The following is an 18129-nucleotide window of genomic DNA, read 5'->3' as shown; positions in this document are numbered from 1 at the left end:
TATTCGACCGTTAGCCGTAAGTTTCTGATTTTTATTGTACCAGCGGATACTAGTGCCACTACAAACAAATCGCCAGCCAAAGAAATACGCTCCATGCTCTGGTGCCCACTCTAGCGCTTAGTTAAACTAGCGCCCTTTGCTCTTTGGGGACGCAATCTTGGCCAAACAAGGACTTCTACGTTCGGGAATCATCGTATCGGCAGGCACGCTTGTATCGCGTGTACTCGGCTTTGTGCGCGACATGGTATTTGCTAGCTACCTAGGTGCTGGCGGGGCAACCGACGCCTTTTATGTGGCATTTAAAGTACCCAACTTTTTTCGACGCCTATTTGCTGAAGGGGCGTTCTCACAGGCTTTTGTGCCGGTGCTAAATGAATATAAAGCATTGGCTAATCATGCCGAAGTACAGCGCTATGTTGCCAAGGTAACCACTATGCTAGCGGCAGTAGTAGGGGCCGTGGTGCTGCTCGGCATTGTTGGCGCTGATTATGTAGCGCAAGTGTTTGCCTGGGGCTATCGCGATGAAGCTGACAAACTTGCGATTACCGCCGAATTGTTGCGAATCACCTTTCCTTATTTGTTTTTTATTTCTTTAGTTTCGGTAGCAGCCGGAATTCAAAATGCATACAACCAGTTTGCCGTGCCGGCGTTGACACCTGTTTTACTGAATCTAAGCCTGATTTCTGCGGTGGTTTGGTTGTCACCGTACTTTGAAGTGGCGGCTTATGGCGCGGCTTGGGGTGTGCTGATTGCTGGGGTTGCACAACTATTGTTGCAAATTCCGTTTTTAGCGCGCTTGGGTATGCTAGGTAAACCTGAGCTTGCGCCCAAAGATGAGGGAGTGCGCAAAACACTGAAATTAATGGGGCCGGCGCTGTTTGGTGCATCCGTTGCTCAAATTAACTTATTACTAGACACCTTGCTTGCCTCGCTGCTCGCCGATGGCGCGGTTTCTTGGCTTTATTATGCCGACCGACTATCAGAGCTACCACTGGGGTTAATTGGCATTGCGATTGGCACCGTTGTATTACCAACGCTTTCGGTATTACACGCCAAAGCTGATAAACAGGCCTTTCAGAAAACCATTAATTGGGCCATCTTCGTGGTCTTGCTGGTAGGAGTACCAGCCGCCATGGCACTAATTGTATTGCCCGTGCCTTTGCAAGCAACACTATTCTTGCGTGGCCAAATGCAAGCGTCCGACATTCTGGCTTCGTCGGATGCGTTAATTGCCTATGCCATAGGGTTGCCAGCATTTATGTTAGTAAAGGTGCTAGTACCAGGTTGGTTTGCTCGCCAAGACACCAAAACACCCGTAAAAATTGGCTTGTGGGCGATGGCGGTGTCTATGGGGTTAAATTTAATTCTCATTTGGCCGCTTGGTCATGTTGGCTTGGCGCTCTCTACTAGTTTGGCAGCTTGGTTTAATGCCGCTTGTTTGTATATTGGCTTGCGAAAGCTCGAAGTGGCGCCACCGATGAGCCAAATTATTAAACAAAGCTGGGCTGCGGTAGTGGCCGGTTGTGTAATGGGTGTGGTGCTGTTGTTTGGCAAGCCGGAAACCGACTGGTGGCTGATGGCTTCGGAAGTGGATCGAATTCTCTGGCTTGCCATTATGGTAGTGGGGGGCATGGTGAGCTTTACTATTGTGGCACTAGCACTTGGCATCCGCCCAAGAATGCTAAAAAGCCATTAACCCTGTTGCCCGGCGCAAAAACACGCGCCGTGCAACTTACGGTTGGGTTTTACAAACCATAGCCTGATATCCAATTTGTTGAATTAATCAGCAGTCGCTATAATCGCGTTCCATTTTGCAAAGGCGCAACCATGCAGTTAGTCAGAGGTCTACACAATTTACCCAAATTAAACGGTAGTGTTGTGACTATCGGCAACTTTGATGGCGTGCATTTAGGTCATCGGGTAATCCTAGATCGGGTTGTAGCATCAGCCAAGGCCAGTCAGCTGCCATCTGTGGTGGTATGCTTTGAACCTCAACCGCGTGAATTTTTTAATGTAGATGCCGCGCCGGCGCGCATTTTTGGCCTGCGTGACAAGTGTCGAGTGCTAAAACAAGCTGGAATCGACTATCTAGTCGTTCTTAACTTTACTGAAAAGTTTCGCTCACTGACGGCACAGCAGTTTGTTGAGCAGGTGCTGGTACAAGGGCTTGGCGTGTCGCACTTGTTTATTGGTGACGATTTTCGCTTTGGCTGTGACCGTTCGGGTGATTTGGGTGTGTTAAAGGCACTCGGAGAGCAGTTTGATTACCAAGTGACGGCAAGCTCAACGATCCAGCAAGATGACGTACGAGTGAGCTCTACACGCATCCGCCAAACACTGGCACAGTCTGACTTGGCCACCAGTGAGCAATTATTAGGGCATCAATATGCCCTAAGCGGGCGCGTGGTATATGGCAAGCAGCTAGGGCGTACCATCGGCACGCCAACGATTAACGTAAAATATGGCAAGCATGCATCGCCTTTGGCTGGTGTGTTTGCCGTAGCAGTAAAACTGCCTGATGGCCGGGTGCAGCCGGGGGTTGCCAATATTGGCCACCGGCCTACCGTGCAAGAAGGCAGTGCGCTTGAAGTTCATTTGTTGAATTTTTCACAAGACTTATACGGCGCGCACATCGAATGTGTGTTTCTTCAGCACATCCGTGATATAAAACAATTCCCAAATATTGCTGCCTTGCAAGCGCAAATCGCGCAAGACGTGCAAGCAGCCAAACAATTCTTTCAAATAGGTGAATCAGAGGCATGACCGACTATAAAGCCACACTGAATCTGCCAAATACTGCGTTCCCAATGCGCGGTAATTTGCCATCTCGTGAACCAGAAATGCTAAAAAACTGGCAAGAGAAGAACATTTACCAAAAGATTCGTGAAATTAGCGCTGGTCGTCCTAAGTTCATTCTGCACGACGGCCCTCCCTACGCCAACGGCGAGATTCACCTAGGCCATGCGCTCAACAAAATTTTGAAAGACATCATTGTGAAGTCAAAAACCATGGCTGGCTTTGATGCGCCCTATGTGCCGGGTTGGGACTGCCACGGTTTGCCGATTGAAAACAAGGTAGAAACCAAAATTGGCAAAGCCGGTGTGAAAGTTGACCACGCAACGTTCCGCAAAAAGTGCCGTGAATATGCACAAAAGCAGGTTGAGTTGCAAATGGCAGACTTCAAGCGCCTAGGTGTGTTTGGCGATTGGGATAACCCATACCTCACCATGTCTTATGATGTGGAAGCCAACATCATTCGTTCATTGGGTAAAATTGCCAAAAATGGCCACCTAGTACGTGGTTTTAAACCAGTTTATTGGAGTGTTGTGGGTGGTTCTGCTTTGGCCGAAGCCGAGGTTGAATACCACGATAAAACCTCACAAGCGATCGATGTTAAATATGCTCAGGTCGACGAACTTGTTCCAAACGCTGAAGGTGAAGGTGAGGTTAACCTAGTCATCTGGACCACAACGCCATGGACGCTGCCTGCGTCATTGGCGATCTCTGCTGGTGCAGACATCGACTACGTGCTGCTACAAGGGAACGGCGAGCGTATCTTTGTTGCTGAAGCACTTGCAGAAGCTGTTGCTAAACGCTTTGAATTAGACGAGCCTAAAGTATTGGCGACGGTTAAAGGTTCAACGCTAGAAGGCAAAAAAGTTAAGCACCCATTCTATGATCGTGAATTGCCAATCCTATTGGGTGAGCACGTGACAACGGATGCTGGTACAGGTTTTGTACACACAGCACCCGACCATGGTATGGAAGATTTCCAGGTTTGTCAGAAGTACGGTATCGAAACAATCGACCCGCTAACTGACGGCGGCGTTTACCGTGACCGCGTTGAAAAGTTTGCCGGCACCCACGTTTATAAAGCTGACAAGCCAATCATTGAGCACCTAGAAGCGCTAGGTCGTTTGGGTTCGCACGAAACCATTCGCCACAGCTACGCCCATTGCTGGCGTACTAAAACGCCACTCATCTATCGCGCTACGCCACAGTGGTTCATCAGCATGAACGCTAACGGCCTAAAAGATGCGTCGATGGAAGCCATTAAAGGTGTGCAGTGGATTCCTGCTTGGGGTCAAAACCGCATTGAAGCCATGGTTGGTCAATCGCCAGACTGGTGTGTATCACGTCAGCGTACTTGGGGTGTGCCAATCACCTTGTTCGTGCACCTAGATACTAACGAGCTACACCCTCGCACACCTGAGCTAGTGGAAGAAGTGGCTAAGCGTGTTGAAAAAGACGGTATGGAAGCTTGGTGGGAGCTAGACCCAGCTGAGCTACTCGGCGATGAAGCTGAGCAGTACAAAAAAGTGACTGACACGCTAGACGTTTGGTTCGACTCAGGTGTAACGCACGCCTCGGTTGTACAAGCGCGCGAAGAGCTGGGTCAATACCCAGCTGACCTATACCTAGAAGGTTCAGACCAGCACCGTGGTTGGTTCCAAAGCTCACTAAAAACCGGTATCGCAATCAATGGTGTGGCGCCGTACAAACAAGTGCTAACGCATGGTTTCACCGTTGATGAAAAAGGCTTCAAAATGTCGAAGTCAAAGGGCAACGGTGTTGCACCTCAGGAAGTATTTAACGACCTTGGTGCCGACATCCTGCGTTTGTGGGTTGCTTCGACTGACTACGCCAACGACATGACCTTGTCGAAAGGCATCTTGAAGCAAACTGCTGATGCGTATCGTCGTATCCGTAACACTGCACGCTTCTTGCTGTCGAACCTTGAAGGGTTTGACCCAGCCAAAGACATGCTAGCCAACAACGAACTGATCGCTCTGGATCAGTGGATGGTTGCTCGCACACTGGAGTTGCAAGAAGAAATTAAACAAGCCTACGACGAATACCAGCTACACGTGGTTTACCAAAAGGTTCACCACTTCTGCTCAATCGACTTAGGTGGCTTCTACCTAGACATCATTAAAGATCGTCAGTACACCACTAAAGCCGATTCGGTCGCGCGTCGCTCTTGTCAAACTGCTTTGTTCCATGTTGCCGAAGCGTTAGTGCGTTGGATTGCGCCTATGGCAAGCTTTACCGCCGAAGAAATCTGGCAGCACATGCCAGGCGAGCGTGGCGATTCAGTCTACCTAGAAACTTGGTACGACAAGCTAGCACCGCTAGCCAATGACGCTAAGTTCAACTCTGACTTCTGGCAGCAAGTGCTAAAAGTAAAAGAGCAAGCCAACCGTGTGTTGGAAGGCAAGCGCCGTGACAAAATCATTGGTAGTGGCTTAGAAGCAGAAATCACCCTTTATGCGGATGATTCACTAGCAGCTTTGCTAAATGAGCTTGGCGAAGAGCTACGGTTTATCACACTAACCAGCGGTGCAGTGGTTAAGCCGTTGAGCGAAGCAGATGAAACCGCTGAAGCAACTGAGCTGGAAGGCCTAAAGGTAATGATTGAGAAGTCGTCACATGAAAAGTGCGAGCGCTGCTGGCATCATCGTGAAGACGTCGGTCAGTATGCTGACCATCCAACATTATGCGGCCGCTGTGTGACGAACGTAGCGGGCGAGGGCGAGGAACGCCATTATGCTTAAGCGTTTGCCAGGCTATAGTGCCTGGCTCATTTTGAGCCTGGTCATTATTGGCTTGGACCAGTGGACGAAAGTCATTGCCGACAGCAGTCTTATCTACAACTCACCGGTGGAAGTATTGCCAATATTAAACTGGACGTTGCACTACAACCCTGGTGCTGCGTTTAGCTTTTTGGGCGACGCTGGTGGTTGGCAAGTGTACTTCTTTAAAACCATTGCCTTTGTGGTGTCGGCAGTGATGGCGGTTTGGTTAAGCCGCCTAAAAGACAAGTCAGAGCTCATATTGGCCATTGGTCTAGCATTGATTATCGGTGGTGCACTGGGCAATGCCATCGATCGTATTCTGTACGATCATGTCGTCGACTTTATTAGCTTTCATTGGCAAAACCGTTACTTCCCAACGTTTAACATCGCCGATATCGCCATCACTTGCGGCGCCGGTTTATTTATTGTGGATGCGCTGTTTTTAGAGCCAAAGCGTACTAAGCAAAACAAAACCGATTCAGAGAAGTAATATGATTAATCAAGACAGCACAGTAACCCTGCATTTTGAGCTAACGCTCGAAGATGGCAGTGTGGTGGACTCAAACTTTGACGGCAAACCTGCCACGTTCAAAATGGGCGACGGTAACTTGTTACCTGGTTTTGAAGAGGTGTTAGTGGGCTTGCAAGCTGGCGATGAGCAGTCTTTCTCGATGCCGCCGGAAAAAGCCTTTGGGCAGTCTAACCCTGCGAACATGCAAACTTTTAAGCGTCATGAGTTTGGCCCAGATTTAGTATTGGAGCCAGGCTTGGTCATTGGTTTTCAAGACCCGTCAGGTGAAATTCCAGGCACCATCAGTAAGTTGGAAGGCGACTTCGTCCACGTCGACTTTAACCACCCGCTAGCGGGTAAAACGATTCAGTTTCGCGTCAACATTGTTGATGTCGCGTAGAGGCGCTAAGCGCCTCACAATTCTCACTTTATCCTAACCGTTTATCCGCTTATCATCACCGTTTGTCTGTGCAAACCTTGCGCAGTTCTGTCATATTCTTATCCTCGACCTTAGCCTTGTAAGAGAGTCGCTCCATGAAGCAACGTGGTATTACGTTAATTGAATTGATGATCACTGTGGCCGTACTAGCCATTTTGGCAACCATAGCCGTGCCAAGCTTCAGTGAATATATTCGTAACGATCGCATTACCAAACAATCTAACGAAGTGTATGCCGCCATCATGCTCATGCGTTCAGAAGCCGTGCGCACAGGTAGTAATGTCACTATGTGTGCCGCACAAACTGGGCCAAATGATTCTGCTGGCTCTGCTTGTTATGCCACGGCATCAGCGACTGACTACAGCAACGGAGCCTTGTTTTTTATCGACCGTGGCACGCTAGGTAGCTTCGATACAGGTGATGAGCTAATTAACTACATTCCTGCGTTGTCCAAGATGACGATTAAAGGTACGAAGCGATTCTTTAGCTTGTCGCCACGCGGCACGCTAAACGAAACCACTGCGGTATCACTGGTACTGTGTGACGATGACGCCGATACACGGGGCGGTAAAGAAATAAAAATTAGCCCACTAGGGCGCGGCGAAGTCATCGACTTAAGCAGCAGCACCTTAAACTGCAACGCCGCCACTAACTGAAGATAAGCTTGGGTTGTAAACAATGAAACGAATGAAAGGATTTGGCTTAATCGAAGTAATGGTTGCGCTACTGGTAATCGCCATTGGGGTAATGGGGTTAATGTCATTGCAAACTTACACCCTGAAAGAGGCAAAAGAGGCGGAGTACTTTGCCCGAGCAAACTTTCTAGCTAAGGATATGTTCGAGAGAATTCGTGCCAACACTCAGGGCGCAACAGGCTATACGGTTGCGCTTAACGCCAGTGTAACGACCACTGCCGACTGTAATGGCAATGCTTGCACAGCAGCTGAAATGGCGAGCTGGGACTTATTTAACTGGTGCTTTGAGCTAGCTAAGGGGTTTCAAACAACCACCGACGATCGCGCAAGCTTTACCTGTAACAGCCTACCAGCAAGTATTGACGTAACCTTAGATGCTGCTGCCGCAGCCGCTGCAGTGCCGTTCACTCGATACCAAGCAAATATTACTATTGAGGTGCCCATTTACGATGATATGGCAGGCTCAACAGACAACATGACGTTTAGCTTTGTTTCGGAGATTTAAATGAAGCAGCAGGGATTAACACTCGTTGAACTGATGATTTCCATGGTGCTTGGCTTAATACTCACCGCCGGCGTCATTTCATTATTTATTCAAAGCCAGCGTTCATACAGTGCCACGCGAGACATCGCAATATTAGACCAAAATGCGCAAGTGATCTTTGACATGATCGAACGGGATTTACAGCGTATCGGTTTCACGCCTGGGTGTCGTACTTATGACGGCCCGCTAACCGCCAACTTGCTTGCGGCTGGAACGAAACCGTTGCCATTTGTGGGCGATCGGTTTGGCACCAATCCACAGCTTAAAGGTTACAACACGGCTGCCGGCAGCCCACTTGTTGATGCCTACTTAACTGAGATGGCGGCTAGTGTGCAAGGCAACATAAAACCTGACACTGATTTTTTTATGGTTTGGGCAGGGACCCCCGACAAGGTTGGCGCCATAACAGCTCAGTCGGGCGGACAGTACTCGGCGAGGTTTGATGACTCAGTTGATGATCTCAATGGCGAGGTCGTTATGATTTCATCACCAGATTGCACTCAGGTTGCCCAGTTCTTACAGTCGACCGATACGGCTGCTGGTGGCACTTCGGTCACTCATACCGGTATTCAGCCAGTATCTGGTGCTTCTTTAGACGGTTTGTCGAACTGTGAAGACAAAGAATCAGGTAGTTTCGATTGTTCTGCAACGGGCAGTGCCGTTGATGACACCATCACGCCAGCTGGGGCCATCATGGTGCTGGAGTACTTTGGCTATGCAGTGGATAAGAACGACCAGTTAATAAGAATTTCAGCAATCGGCTCACCCGACTATCAAGTACTCACAGGTGGTGTCACTGACTTCACTGTTGAGTATGGCTCTCATAGTGGGGTAACTTCCAACGGTGTTTATTCTGTGGCTCGCTATGACAGTGCCACAAATGTGCCGAACTGGAGTTCAGTTATAGCTCTTAGAGTTAGCTTCACACTAGAAGGCGATACTTTTGTTACCACCGATAAGTTTTCCAAGCGTTATAGCCGCCTAATTACCTTACGAAACTTGGTGATCGAATGATGAAAACAACACAACTAAGCCAATCACGCCAACAGGGCTCAGTGCTTATCGTCGCTTTAGTCTTTCTTGTGTTATTGACGATTGCAGGGGTTTCGGCAATGCGACTTGTACAGGTGGATACGCAGTCTGTTGGCGCAAGTATTGAACGCACATATGCCCAGCAAGCTGGAGAGGCCGCACTTATTCGTGCGGAAGAAATTGTTCACCAACGTATGGCAAACTTTGATTCAGTGTTATTTTTTGCCGAAGGCGAAGACACTATGGATCCGACTGACTATCTCAGTCGCTACGGAATGAGCTATGCCGACCGAACTGCCCTGTGTACCGGGTCTACTGTGTGTTTTTATGAAGGCCAGTGTGTAGGCGGCTTCTGTTCAGTTGGTTACTTTGATACCAAGGCGAGGCAACGCATTACAGCTGCTGATACGGGTGTCCGCCCTTATCACATGTTTCCACTCGGGCTAAAACCGAGTGAGATTGGTGGCTCAGAAACTGTGCCAACTGACTCGCCAAGGGTGGCGCTTTATACTCGTGACAGCTCCGGCTCCCCAGTTGCTACAACCGATAAATCAGCTTGGCAAGCTCGGAAGTTAAGTGACTTGACGGCTCAGAAACCTTGGGAGCCAGGTGGCTGGTATGGTGGAAATGCTTGGTCGAATAGCATGGCAATCGACGTGAATGTAACCACTACTTCGACAAGTGGTCTTGTTACGACAGAAACGTACCAAGCGAATGCTTTGGTAGAGTTTCTGGGTTTTAACCTTGCTGAAGGGGCGGACGTAGCAGATGCACTAAAACCCGAAAATATGCCCCCTTCACAATATTGGATGATGACCTATCGCGCCACGGTTAAAGTTGCTCCTCAGGAGGCACGGGATGGTACAGCGACAACGGCTTTTGATGGCGCAAGAACCATGGTGCAGGGGGTTTATACGAGGCAAATTCCGCAATCAATTGATGCGATTATGTCAATTAATGGCGAGTTTGCCCGGGTTGATGGTACAGCAGTCACTATTGACTATGGTGAAAACTGTCTGGAAAACGAAATGTTGAATGGCAGTGACTATTGCCATTTTAAGTCGGATATTCCGCCACTGGTTGCTGATGGGGTCAGCAATACTGGCTGGGCGCCCAGCTTTGATAATGTTGGTGGGTGCTTCAAGGCTACTTGTGCAAATGGCAACTGGAGCGTTCAAGATAACCCAGATAAACCGGCTATGGACACCGACCAATATTTTGCAAGATACTTCAAAGGCGCTAGCAAAACGGCAGTATACGATGCAGCGGTTAATGACGGAGCTGTGTTTTCGCCTGCTGAGTTTTTATCTGGTGCTGATATGACAGGGAAGAAGGTCGTTGTCATTGATGGTGATGTGGATTTGGGTAGTACGGCATTTACAGCATCTGACTGGAACATTGACCCAGATGCCCGGCTTTGGATAAATGGGCGACTTCATACCGACGTAACGCCTGGCGCGTCGCTTGTAATGCCAAAAGTAGGTCTTTTTTATGTCTCGGGGTCGTCAGGCGGAGATAATTACATGAGTGGGTCTACTGTTTTTCGGTCTGTCATAGCATTTGAGAATGGTTTTACAGCGAAGAACTCCATAAAGGTTACTCCGTACAATAATATTTTTGAAGGCGATGTCGCAGGTGCATTAGCCAACCGTTCGCGCTATTCTTGGCGAGAGTTAGACTTTACTAATTGAAGGGTTGAGTTGTGAAAAATAAAGGTTTTACCCTAATTGAATTAATGATTGTGGTGGCGATTATCGCCATCATTGCTGCCATTGGCATCCCGTCGTATCAGAGCTATGTTATTAAAGCCAACCGCTCTGAGGCTCAGCAAGAGGTGCTCAAGTTAATCAATGAGCAAGTGCGCTTGGCATCGCTTAATCAAACGGTATCGCCATCAGCGGTTAATGGTTTTACGTTTGAGCACTACACCGTCGAATATCCAGAAGCAGCTACGTCTGCCTCAGACTTTGCTGCTGCTAACTTCAAAGTGGAAATTAAAGCGAAGTCTACTTCGGTGCAAGACAAAGACACCAACTGCAAAACGCTTATCCACAATAAGTTTGGCCCAGTTGGTACCGCCGCCCATATTAGTGAATGTTGGGGTGGCTAATTAGCCCAATTAATGCAGAAGCCAGCCAGAGTGCTGGCTTTTTTTATGCCAATAAATTGTCTTGATGTGACTTAAAGTAACCGAATGTTGCATCGCGTTAGCTTAAAACACAATCTACCCATGCAGTGTGCTGAACAGAAGGAAGTAAGTAAACGGCAAAATAACGCTTAGGATGGTGTCGACTACACTTATGTATAAGTCTATTGATGCAATTCGAGGTATGCATGCGTCGCCATTCTGGGTTTGGCCTAATTGAAGTCTTGGTTGCTTTGCTGGTTATTGCCGTTGGGGTCATCGGTTTGATGTCGTTGCAAACCTACACGCTGCAGCAGGCAAAAGAGGCAGAGTATTACAACCGTGCCAATTTTCTTGCTAAAGACATGTTCGAGCGCATGCGTGCCAACTTTAATGCTGTGAATCCTGCTTCGGGCTCGCCGGGCTATCAAATCACTTTAAACTCGGAAGTAAGCTCACCTGGTAGAGATTGCAGTAACCCGAGCAATCGTTGCACGGCGTCACAAATGGCTAACTGGGATTTATTCCACTGGTGCGACGCGCTGCGCAAAAACCTAGGGATTGAAATTGACTATAACGCCACACCTGCGTGCCCTGAAATTCCTGCCAGCATTGTACTTACTCGCAATACCACAACACGTAACTCGGTAACCTTTGCCCGTTATGGTGCGGTGATTAGCGTTGTCGTACCGCGTGATGACTATAACGTTGCCAACCCCTCGGCCTCGCGCGCTTCAACGTTCACCTTCCAGTTTTCATCGGAGATTTAATTATGCGCCAACAAACGGGATTAACCCTAGTTGAGTTAATGATTTCTATGGTGCTTGGGCTCGTGCTAACTGCTGGGGTAATGACGCTTTTTGTGCAGAGTCAGCAGTCTTATGCGGCAACCCGGGAAATTGCAATTATGGATCAGAATGCGCAAATTTTGATGGATTTGGTCGAAGCCGATTTGCAACGTGTGGGGTATGCCTTTGGCTGTCGCCCAGACAAGGCGGCAAATATGGTCAATATCACGCAAGTCAACGAATCTGGCGGTGTCGCCTTGCCAAGCATTGTGGATGACACCAAGTTAGAAGGCTTTAGTAAAACTGCGACCAATGCAGTCGACTCTGCAGCGTTAATAGGCATTTCGCTGGATACCTACAACTCAATCAAAATAGGCTCGGATTATTTCATCCTGTTGGTAGGCGACCCAGAAAAGCAGGGGCGCGTGCAAACCCGTACAACAGGCAGTGGCGGAGGCGCCAACTTTAAAGCCATGTTTGAGCAAGAGATGCCAAATTTACGTGGCCAAGTAATTTATATGGCCACGCCAGATTGTGATCAAGTTTCGCAGTTTACCCAAGTAAATGATACGCCAGTTGGCGCTAGAGAAATCACAAATATTACCCATTCGCAGGGGGCGGGAACAGGCACGCTTGTTAAAAACTGCGAAAACCAAATTGTTGGCGATTACCCAAGTTGTGATAACCCAGGTACGCTAGGTAGTGAGGACTTTCCAGCGGGTGGCACCATTATGGTCGTGGAGTTTTTAGGCTATGCCTTGAATAACAACGATCAGCTGATACGCATTAATGCTCTAGCGACAGATGGCTCACATGCAAGCGCTTTATTAGATGGTGTAACTGAATTTAAACTCGAATATGGCTTAGCAACTAGCAGTTCACCCATGCAAAATGGCGTGCGCTCGGTCAATGTGTACGCCACAGCGCAAGAAATTAATGCCGATGCAAGTTTGGAGTGGGCAGACTTGGTCTCACTTCGCCTCGACTTTACCTTGCAATCAGACTTGGTTGTGAATGGCCAACCATTTGAAAAACGCTATAGCCGCTTGATGACACTTCGCAATGAAGTGATCAATTAATGCTGCTTCGAGCGTCAAAAAATTGTTGCTCACTACTATCCTTCAAGGTAGTCAATTGTCACTGAATGACCTAGTTGTGTAAATTTGTGCAAGTAGAAGAAGTGCCTACCTTTATTGGCAATAATCAAACATAGAACAGTGTATGTATTCTATGTGAGAGTTTATGCCGCACTATCAAAAAGGCTCCATTCTAATTACTGCCATGGTATTTATGCTGCTGCTAACCATTGCAGGTGTGACGGCTATGCGCCTAGTGCAAATTGAAACACAGGCGGTAGGGTCCAACTTAGAGCGCAACTACGCTTATCAAGCAGCCGAGTCAGGCCTCATTCGTGCCGAAGAAATTGTGCACCAGCGTATGGCTAACTTTGGCCAAATAATATTCTTGCGCCAGTCACAAGCTGTGCCAGCTAGCTGCGATGCCGGTACGACCATTTGTTTTATTGAAAACACCTGCCGTAATGGTCTGTGCATGCGTGGCTTTTTTGATGCAGGTGTGCGTGACCGGATGACCAACTCTGAGCCGTTTAGTTTTGGCGCTCATAGCGTATTCCCTATCGCGATGACACCAAGTGAGATTGTCGCCGGCGTTGAGGATGGTGCACTTGTGCCGGATGACTTCACAACAGGCAACAATAAAGAAGAAGAAAACGCCATACGTTGGTTGGAGGAAAGTTTAGAAGACTTCCAAGACGCACGCCCTTGGAGTGACAAAGGCACTGAAACGAATCAGTGGACTAATGCCAGTTCACTATCAGTATCGATTCCGGTACCAGACCCGGATGATATCAATGCTTACAAGACCGAAAACTATGACGTTGAATACCTGATTGAGTTTCGTGGGTTTAACCTTGCAGAAGGTGCTGATCCGGTTGCCGCGATGTTGCCAAACAACTTACCACCGTCGAACTTCTGGATGATGACGTATCGAGTGACTGTGAAGGTTGATGCCAATGGTGGTAATGACCTAGACGGTACAAGAGTGATGCTGCAAGGCTTGTATACCCGCCAGCTTCCGCGTGCGGTTGACGCGGCGTTTAGTGTTAACCGCCAGTTAGATAACCCGTCCTCAGACATCGCCGTGTACTACGGAGATTACTGTACGCTCGCAGATTTTAATGCCAACAATGTGCCTGATCCGTGCGTATTACCAAGCTCTATGGGGTCAATAGACTATGGTTCTACCACGTTTTCTAGCGCTAATCCTTTGGTTAGTCAGGGTGGTAAAACCAGTGAGCCAACCAATGTAAACCCTGCTCGCCAACGCCCTCCGGTTAGTGATGACCAGTACTTTGGCCAATATTTTGATGGTAATACCCGAGCTGAAGTTTTAAATAATGCCGCATATCCTCGGGTGGCCGTCGCCGATATTCCGGCATCGGGTTGTGATTATAGTGATGAGGATGTTGTGATTATTGAAGGTGACCTTGAGGTTAGGTCGCACCCGTATTCTGGTGCTGGTGCTGCACAAAATTTCCTAGGCTGTACCTTTGGCGAAACCACCAAGGTAATTGTAACCGGCAGAGCCGAGCTATACGGCACCTTTGGTTATCCAGGCACAGAATCAATACCACCGATGGGCTTGTTATATGTCATGGGAGAGGATGTCTCCAACCCGGATGATTCGGCTAATGAGCTTGAAGACCCAAGTTGGATTTATGGGTCAACAATTCTTTCGTCGTTGGTTGCTTTTCAAAATGATCTAAGAGTTGACTCGTCTGTCAGGGTAGCGCCACGGACGAATCCCTTTGCAGCGTCATCATTTAGTTCACTAGACGGCCGTTCACGCTATGCTTGGCGGGAGCTTGCCTTTGACAATTAGAAACATTTATTTACCTATAAACCCGCGACGCTGAGCTAACTTGCAATAACACACCAAGGAAGGGAGTTTGTTATGAAAGGATTAACGTTAATTGAGTTGATGCTGGTGGTTGCCATCATGGCAATCCTGTTGTCGGTGGGTGTTCCATCTTTTTACCAGTTGATCGCGCAGGAAAAACTAACCAAACAAAGCAACGAGCTTGTCGCGCAACTTTCGTTAATGCGCAGCGAGGCGATACAGCGTCAAAGCGTTGTGTTTTTGTGTCCACTATACGCTGGGCAATGCGATGCTGACATCAGCTCGGGTATTGCTGGAAGGCGATTATATGTATGGGGCAGTGGGTTTGTTTCCGCTGCGCGTGGGCAGGGTGCGAGCGCCATTGAGCACAATCAATCTGGCGATCAAGTGGTGCAGTTTGTTGACTTACCGCCGAGTGTGTTAATCGTCAGTAATCGCAAAAAATTCAGTTTCGACCCGCGAGGACATGCTGTTTCGGGGTCGATCTTTCTCTGTGCTGAAGGGCAGCCAGGCAGGCGAATTGTCATATCTGCGCTTGGGCGGGTTCGTGTAGAACGCCAAGCCCAAGATACCTGTGAGTTATTCAATCTCTAGTTTCTTAAGCTTGTAGCGTAATTGACGAAAGGTTAAACCAAGTACTTTTGCGGCCTCGGTTCTGTTCCATTTACAGTGCTCTAGTGCGTTGGAGATTTCCTCGCGCTCAATATCCGCCAGCCATTCTTCTAGTGGCACACCATTTCGGCTCGACACCTGGCTGTTACCTTCGGGAATGTCTGTGGCAGCAAAGTTATTAGGTAAGTCCACCTGGGCAATGACAGGGCCATCACTTAGTGCAACAGCACGCTCAAGCAAGTTTTCTAGCTCACGCACATTACCGGGAAAGTCATAAGTGCGCAGTGCCTGTTTGGCTGGTTCGCTAAGCTGCTTAGTGGGCATTTCATAGGTATTGGCAATGCGAGTGAGCACATGCTCGGCAAGCTCAATAACATCATTACCACGCTGGCGCAAAGGAGGCACCTTAAGGTCGATCACGTGCAAGCGGTAGAATAAGTCTTGGCGGAACTTGTTCTGCGCCACATCATCGGCAAGGTCTCGGTGGGTTGCAGAGAGAATGCGCACGTTCACGCTTTGCTCTTTGGTGCTACCTACCGGGCGAACGCTTTTTTCTTGAATGGAGCGCAACAGTTTTACCTGCATCGAAAGCGGTAATTCGGCGACCTCATCAAGAAACAAGGTGCCGCCGTCAGCGGCTTGAAAAAAGCCTAGGTGCTCTTGAGTGGCACCGGTAAAGGCGCCTTTTTTGTGACCAAAGAACTCACTTTCCATCAACTCTTCAGGAATCGCACCACAGTTTACCGCGATAAATGGGCCATCTCGGCGTGTACCCGACTGGTGAATCATGCGAGCAACCAGCTCTTTACCTGTGCCGGATTCGCCATTGATAAAAATTGGCGCCTGCGAGGTTGCTACCTTGGTAATTTGCTGACGCAGAGCCTCCATTTCATTTGAACTGCCGATGAGGCGTTGGGTGATGGCAGATTGATCGACAACATCGTCACCTTGGCGCAATGCTTGGTCGATCAAAGCATTGAGCTGTTTGGTATCAACTGGCTTGGGAATAAAGTCAAAAGCACCTGCTTTCATCGCTTCCACGGCCGTTTCGGCATTACCATAAGCGGTAATCACAGCAACGGGCAATTGAGGTTGATTAACCTTAATGCTGTGAACAATATCAATGCCGTTACCATCCGGCAGGTTCATATCGGTAAGCACCAGCCGGTATTGTTGTGTGTCTAGTTTCGCTAGTGCATCGGCCACACAAGCGGCTCGCTCAGTGGTTAACGATAGCCTAGCGAGTGATATTGACATGAGTTCGAGAATATCTGGTTCATCGTCAATAAGTAGAACATCTGCTGACATACGTTATCTCCTAGCGCCGGTCTGGGTGGCTGAATAAAACACGAAAGTGACCTTGTCCATCTGCAATGCAGCTTAATTCGGCTTGGTTACTAATGGCAAGCTCTCGGCAAATATAAAGCCCAAGGCCAGTTCCTTTACTTTCAGTGGTAAAAAAAGGTTCAAACAACTGTTTGCGTACTTCATCGTTGGGCCCTTCACCCGAGTCAATGATATCGAGATAGGGCTGCTGAGTCGCCTCCACCACACCTGCCTGTAGCTGCACAGTTTTAGGCTCGCTGGCGTGGCGAACGGCATTATCCAATAGGTTGTTTAATAGTTGCAGTAGTTGTGATTGGTCAAAGCGAATGTCTAGCTGCTCGGGCTTGATTACTTCAAAGCTTACCTGAGCAAATCGGCTACGGTAGTCCTCAATCACGCTTTGCATTACTGGCCCTAAATCAAATCGTTCCGAGTTGACCGACTGGCGGCGCCCTAGCTGCAGCACATTATTGATAATACCGTCTACGCGCTGGCAATTGCGCTCAATCATGTTCAGCAATTGTCGGTCCGGATCCGATAAATACTCTGCTTCAGCAAGCAGTTGTTCGGCGTGTCGAATGGCCGAAAGGGGGTTGCGAATCTCATGAGCGATTGAAGCTGTGAGCCTGCCTAGTGAGGCGAGTTTAAGTTGTTGTGCCTGTTGGGCTACTGAGCGAGCATCCTCCATAAAAATCATAATATCCGAAGCACTATCGTCCGTAAGGGCTCTAAAGCTTACCGTTACACTTGGGAATTCATCGTTTACAGCTAACTCTGCTTCGGGCTGTTTACCACTCACCAACCATTTATCGAGCGCCGAGAGCAGTGCACCGGCTAGGCGCTGGTTGGTAGAGAGCAAACAGATTGCTTGTGCAGATTGGTTTTGTAGTTTAATCAGGCCTTTGCGAGTCACAACAATAATGGGTGTGCGCAAGCGGTCGATGACTTGCTGATTGAGAATTTGCAACTCACGAATATCTAGCTCTTGAGCTTTGGCAAGCTGCTCACTGCGGGTCAAACGCACTCTTAGGTAGCTTACCAATGCAACGGTCGCAAACTCGATGACCCCAAGTACAGCCACCTGCGGTGCGTTGGCGATATCGATTAAAAATGTGCTGTAAACCAGTACCGAAGTTGACACTGCAGCAATAAAAAAAGCCGATTTGGTTGGCAGTAAAATACCTGCCAGTGCAATAGGGACTAACACTAACGTATGCAAGCCGGTGGTTGGCCCGCCTGCAACATAAGCTAAGCCATTGAGTAGCAGTACGTCCAGCAGTAAAACAGCGGTACTTGAATACTGCTCCTGTTTTATCCCCCACATTGCCGCCCAGCTTAAAAAAATCACAATGACGTAAACGCCAAGCAAAACGTAAAACTGTAGCGGGTCGAATGACGAAGGTAGTAAAAATGTGTCGCGCATGAACCAGTAAGCCAAAAACAGAATAGCGGCCAGGCATAGCCTATAGGTCATAAAGATGGCGATGACTCGGGGGCGAAATGTTTGTGCGTCGAATAATTGCATAAAATGAATACCTCTATCGGCATCTTAGCAATGAAAG

The 18129-nt window shown here is 48.4% G+C and carries 16 protein-coding genes; 14 read left to right on the top strand and 2 right to left on the bottom strand.

What is annotated here, in order from left to right; genetic code table 11:
- Positions 1-157: 157 nt before the first annotated feature.
- The 14 genes from murJ to DUW71_RS01200 all read left to right on the top strand — a co-directional run bounded on the left by murJ (position 158) and on the right by DUW71_RS01200 (position 15223).
- Positions 158-1696: a murein biosynthesis integral membrane protein MurJ gene (murJ, locus tag DUW71_RS01265; protein ID WP_233545995.1), complete on the top strand. Its 1539-nt coding sequence runs from the start codon at positions 158-160 to the stop codon at positions 1694-1696.
- A 131-nt stretch (positions 1697-1827) separates the two neighbouring features.
- Complete coding sequence (gene ribF, locus DUW71_RS01260; RefSeq protein WP_119393419.1) at positions 1828-2763, top strand: bifunctional riboflavin kinase/FAD synthetase; 936 nt, start codon at positions 1828-1830, stop codon at positions 2761-2763.
- A complete protein-coding gene (ileS, locus tag DUW71_RS01255; RefSeq protein ID WP_119393418.1) occupies positions 2760-5555 on the top strand; it encodes an isoleucine--tRNA ligase in 2796 nt (931 codons plus the stop codon). The genes ribF and ileS overlap by 4 nt, the downstream gene beginning before the upstream one ends.
- Entirely contained in the window at positions 5548-6066 is a 519-nt protein-coding gene (lspA, locus tag DUW71_RS01250; protein ID WP_119393417.1) for a signal peptidase II, read from the top strand. The genes ileS and lspA overlap by 8 nt, the downstream gene beginning before the upstream one ends.
- Position 6067: 1 nt before the next feature.
- Positions 6068-6487, top strand: a complete 420-nt coding sequence (gene fkpB / locus DUW71_RS01245; RefSeq protein WP_119393416.1) for an FKBP-type peptidyl-prolyl cis-trans isomerase — start codon at positions 6068-6070, stop codon at positions 6485-6487.
- A gap of 134 nt (positions 6488-6621) precedes the next feature.
- Positions 6622-7182: a GspH/FimT family pseudopilin gene (locus tag DUW71_RS17755; RefSeq protein ID WP_119393415.1), complete on the top strand. Its 561-nt coding sequence runs from the start codon at positions 6622-6624 to the stop codon at positions 7180-7182.
- 22 nt (positions 7183-7204) lie between these two features.
- The gene (gene pilV, locus DUW71_RS01235) at positions 7205-7726 is read left to right on the top strand and encodes a type IV pilus modification protein PilV (RefSeq protein WP_119393414.1); all 522 of its coding nucleotides are present in this window, start codon (positions 7205-7207) and stop codon (positions 7724-7726) included.
- Positions 7727-8779 (top strand): prepilin-type N-terminal cleavage/methylation domain-containing protein, encoded by a 1053-nt coding sequence (locus tag DUW71_RS01230; protein WP_119393413.1) that lies wholly within the window; start codon positions 7727-7729, stop codon positions 8777-8779.
- Positions 8776-10488, top strand: coding sequence for a pilus assembly PilX family protein (locus tag DUW71_RS01225; RefSeq protein ID WP_119393412.1), 1713 nt, complete (start codon positions 8776-8778; stop codon positions 10486-10488). The genes DUW71_RS01230 and DUW71_RS01225 overlap by 4 nt, the downstream gene beginning before the upstream one ends.
- Positions 10489-10532: 44 nt before the next feature.
- Positions 10533-10907 (top strand): type IV pilin protein, encoded by a 375-nt coding sequence (locus DUW71_RS01220; RefSeq protein WP_199671121.1) that lies wholly within the window; start codon positions 10533-10535, stop codon positions 10905-10907.
- A gap of 224 nt (positions 10908-11131) precedes the next feature.
- On the top strand, positions 11132-11692 hold the full coding sequence (gene pilV, locus DUW71_RS01215) for a type IV pilus modification protein PilV (RefSeq protein WP_158583819.1): 561 nt from the start codon (positions 11132-11134) through the stop codon (positions 11690-11692).
- 2 nt (positions 11693-11694) lie between these two features.
- On the top strand, positions 11695-12789 hold the full coding sequence (locus DUW71_RS01210; RefSeq protein WP_119393409.1) for a PilW family protein: 1095 nt from the start codon (positions 11695-11697) through the stop codon (positions 12787-12789).
- Between the two features lie 163 nt (positions 12790-12952).
- The gene (locus tag DUW71_RS01205; RefSeq protein WP_119393408.1) at positions 12953-14611 is read left to right on the top strand and encodes a pilus assembly PilX family protein; all 1659 of its coding nucleotides are present in this window, start codon (positions 12953-12955) and stop codon (positions 14609-14611) included.
- Between the two features lie 72 nt (positions 14612-14683).
- A complete protein-coding gene (locus tag DUW71_RS01200; protein WP_119393407.1) occupies positions 14684-15223 on the top strand; it encodes a GspH/FimT family pseudopilin in 540 nt (179 codons plus the stop codon).
- Here DUW71_RS01200 and DUW71_RS01195 read toward each other — a convergent pair.
- Together DUW71_RS01195 and DUW71_RS01190 are read right to left on the bottom strand one after the other, a co-directional pair.
- Positions 15209-16549 (bottom strand): sigma-54-dependent transcriptional regulator, encoded by a 1341-nt coding sequence (locus tag DUW71_RS01195; RefSeq protein ID WP_119393406.1) that lies wholly within the window; start codon positions 16547-16549, stop codon positions 15209-15211. The two genes, DUW71_RS01200 and DUW71_RS01195, sit on opposite strands and share 15 nt — an antisense overlap.
- Before the next feature lie 10 nt (positions 16550-16559).
- Positions 16560-18092 carry an ATP-binding protein gene (locus tag DUW71_RS01190; protein ID WP_119393405.1) on the bottom strand — a complete coding sequence of 511 codons (1533 nt, stop codon included), beginning with the start codon at positions 18090-18092 and terminating at the stop codon, positions 16560-16562.
- Positions 18093-18129: the final 37 nt, after the last annotated feature.

It is taken from the genome of Salinibius halmophilus (assembly GCF_003577475.1).
In the GTDB taxonomy this organism is placed as follows: Bacteria; Pseudomonadota; Gammaproteobacteria; order Pseudomonadales; family Natronospirillaceae; genus Salinibius; species Salinibius halmophilus.
The sequence above is the reverse complement of the archived record's forward strand: the minus strand, read 5'-3'. Positions and strand labels throughout refer to the sequence as shown.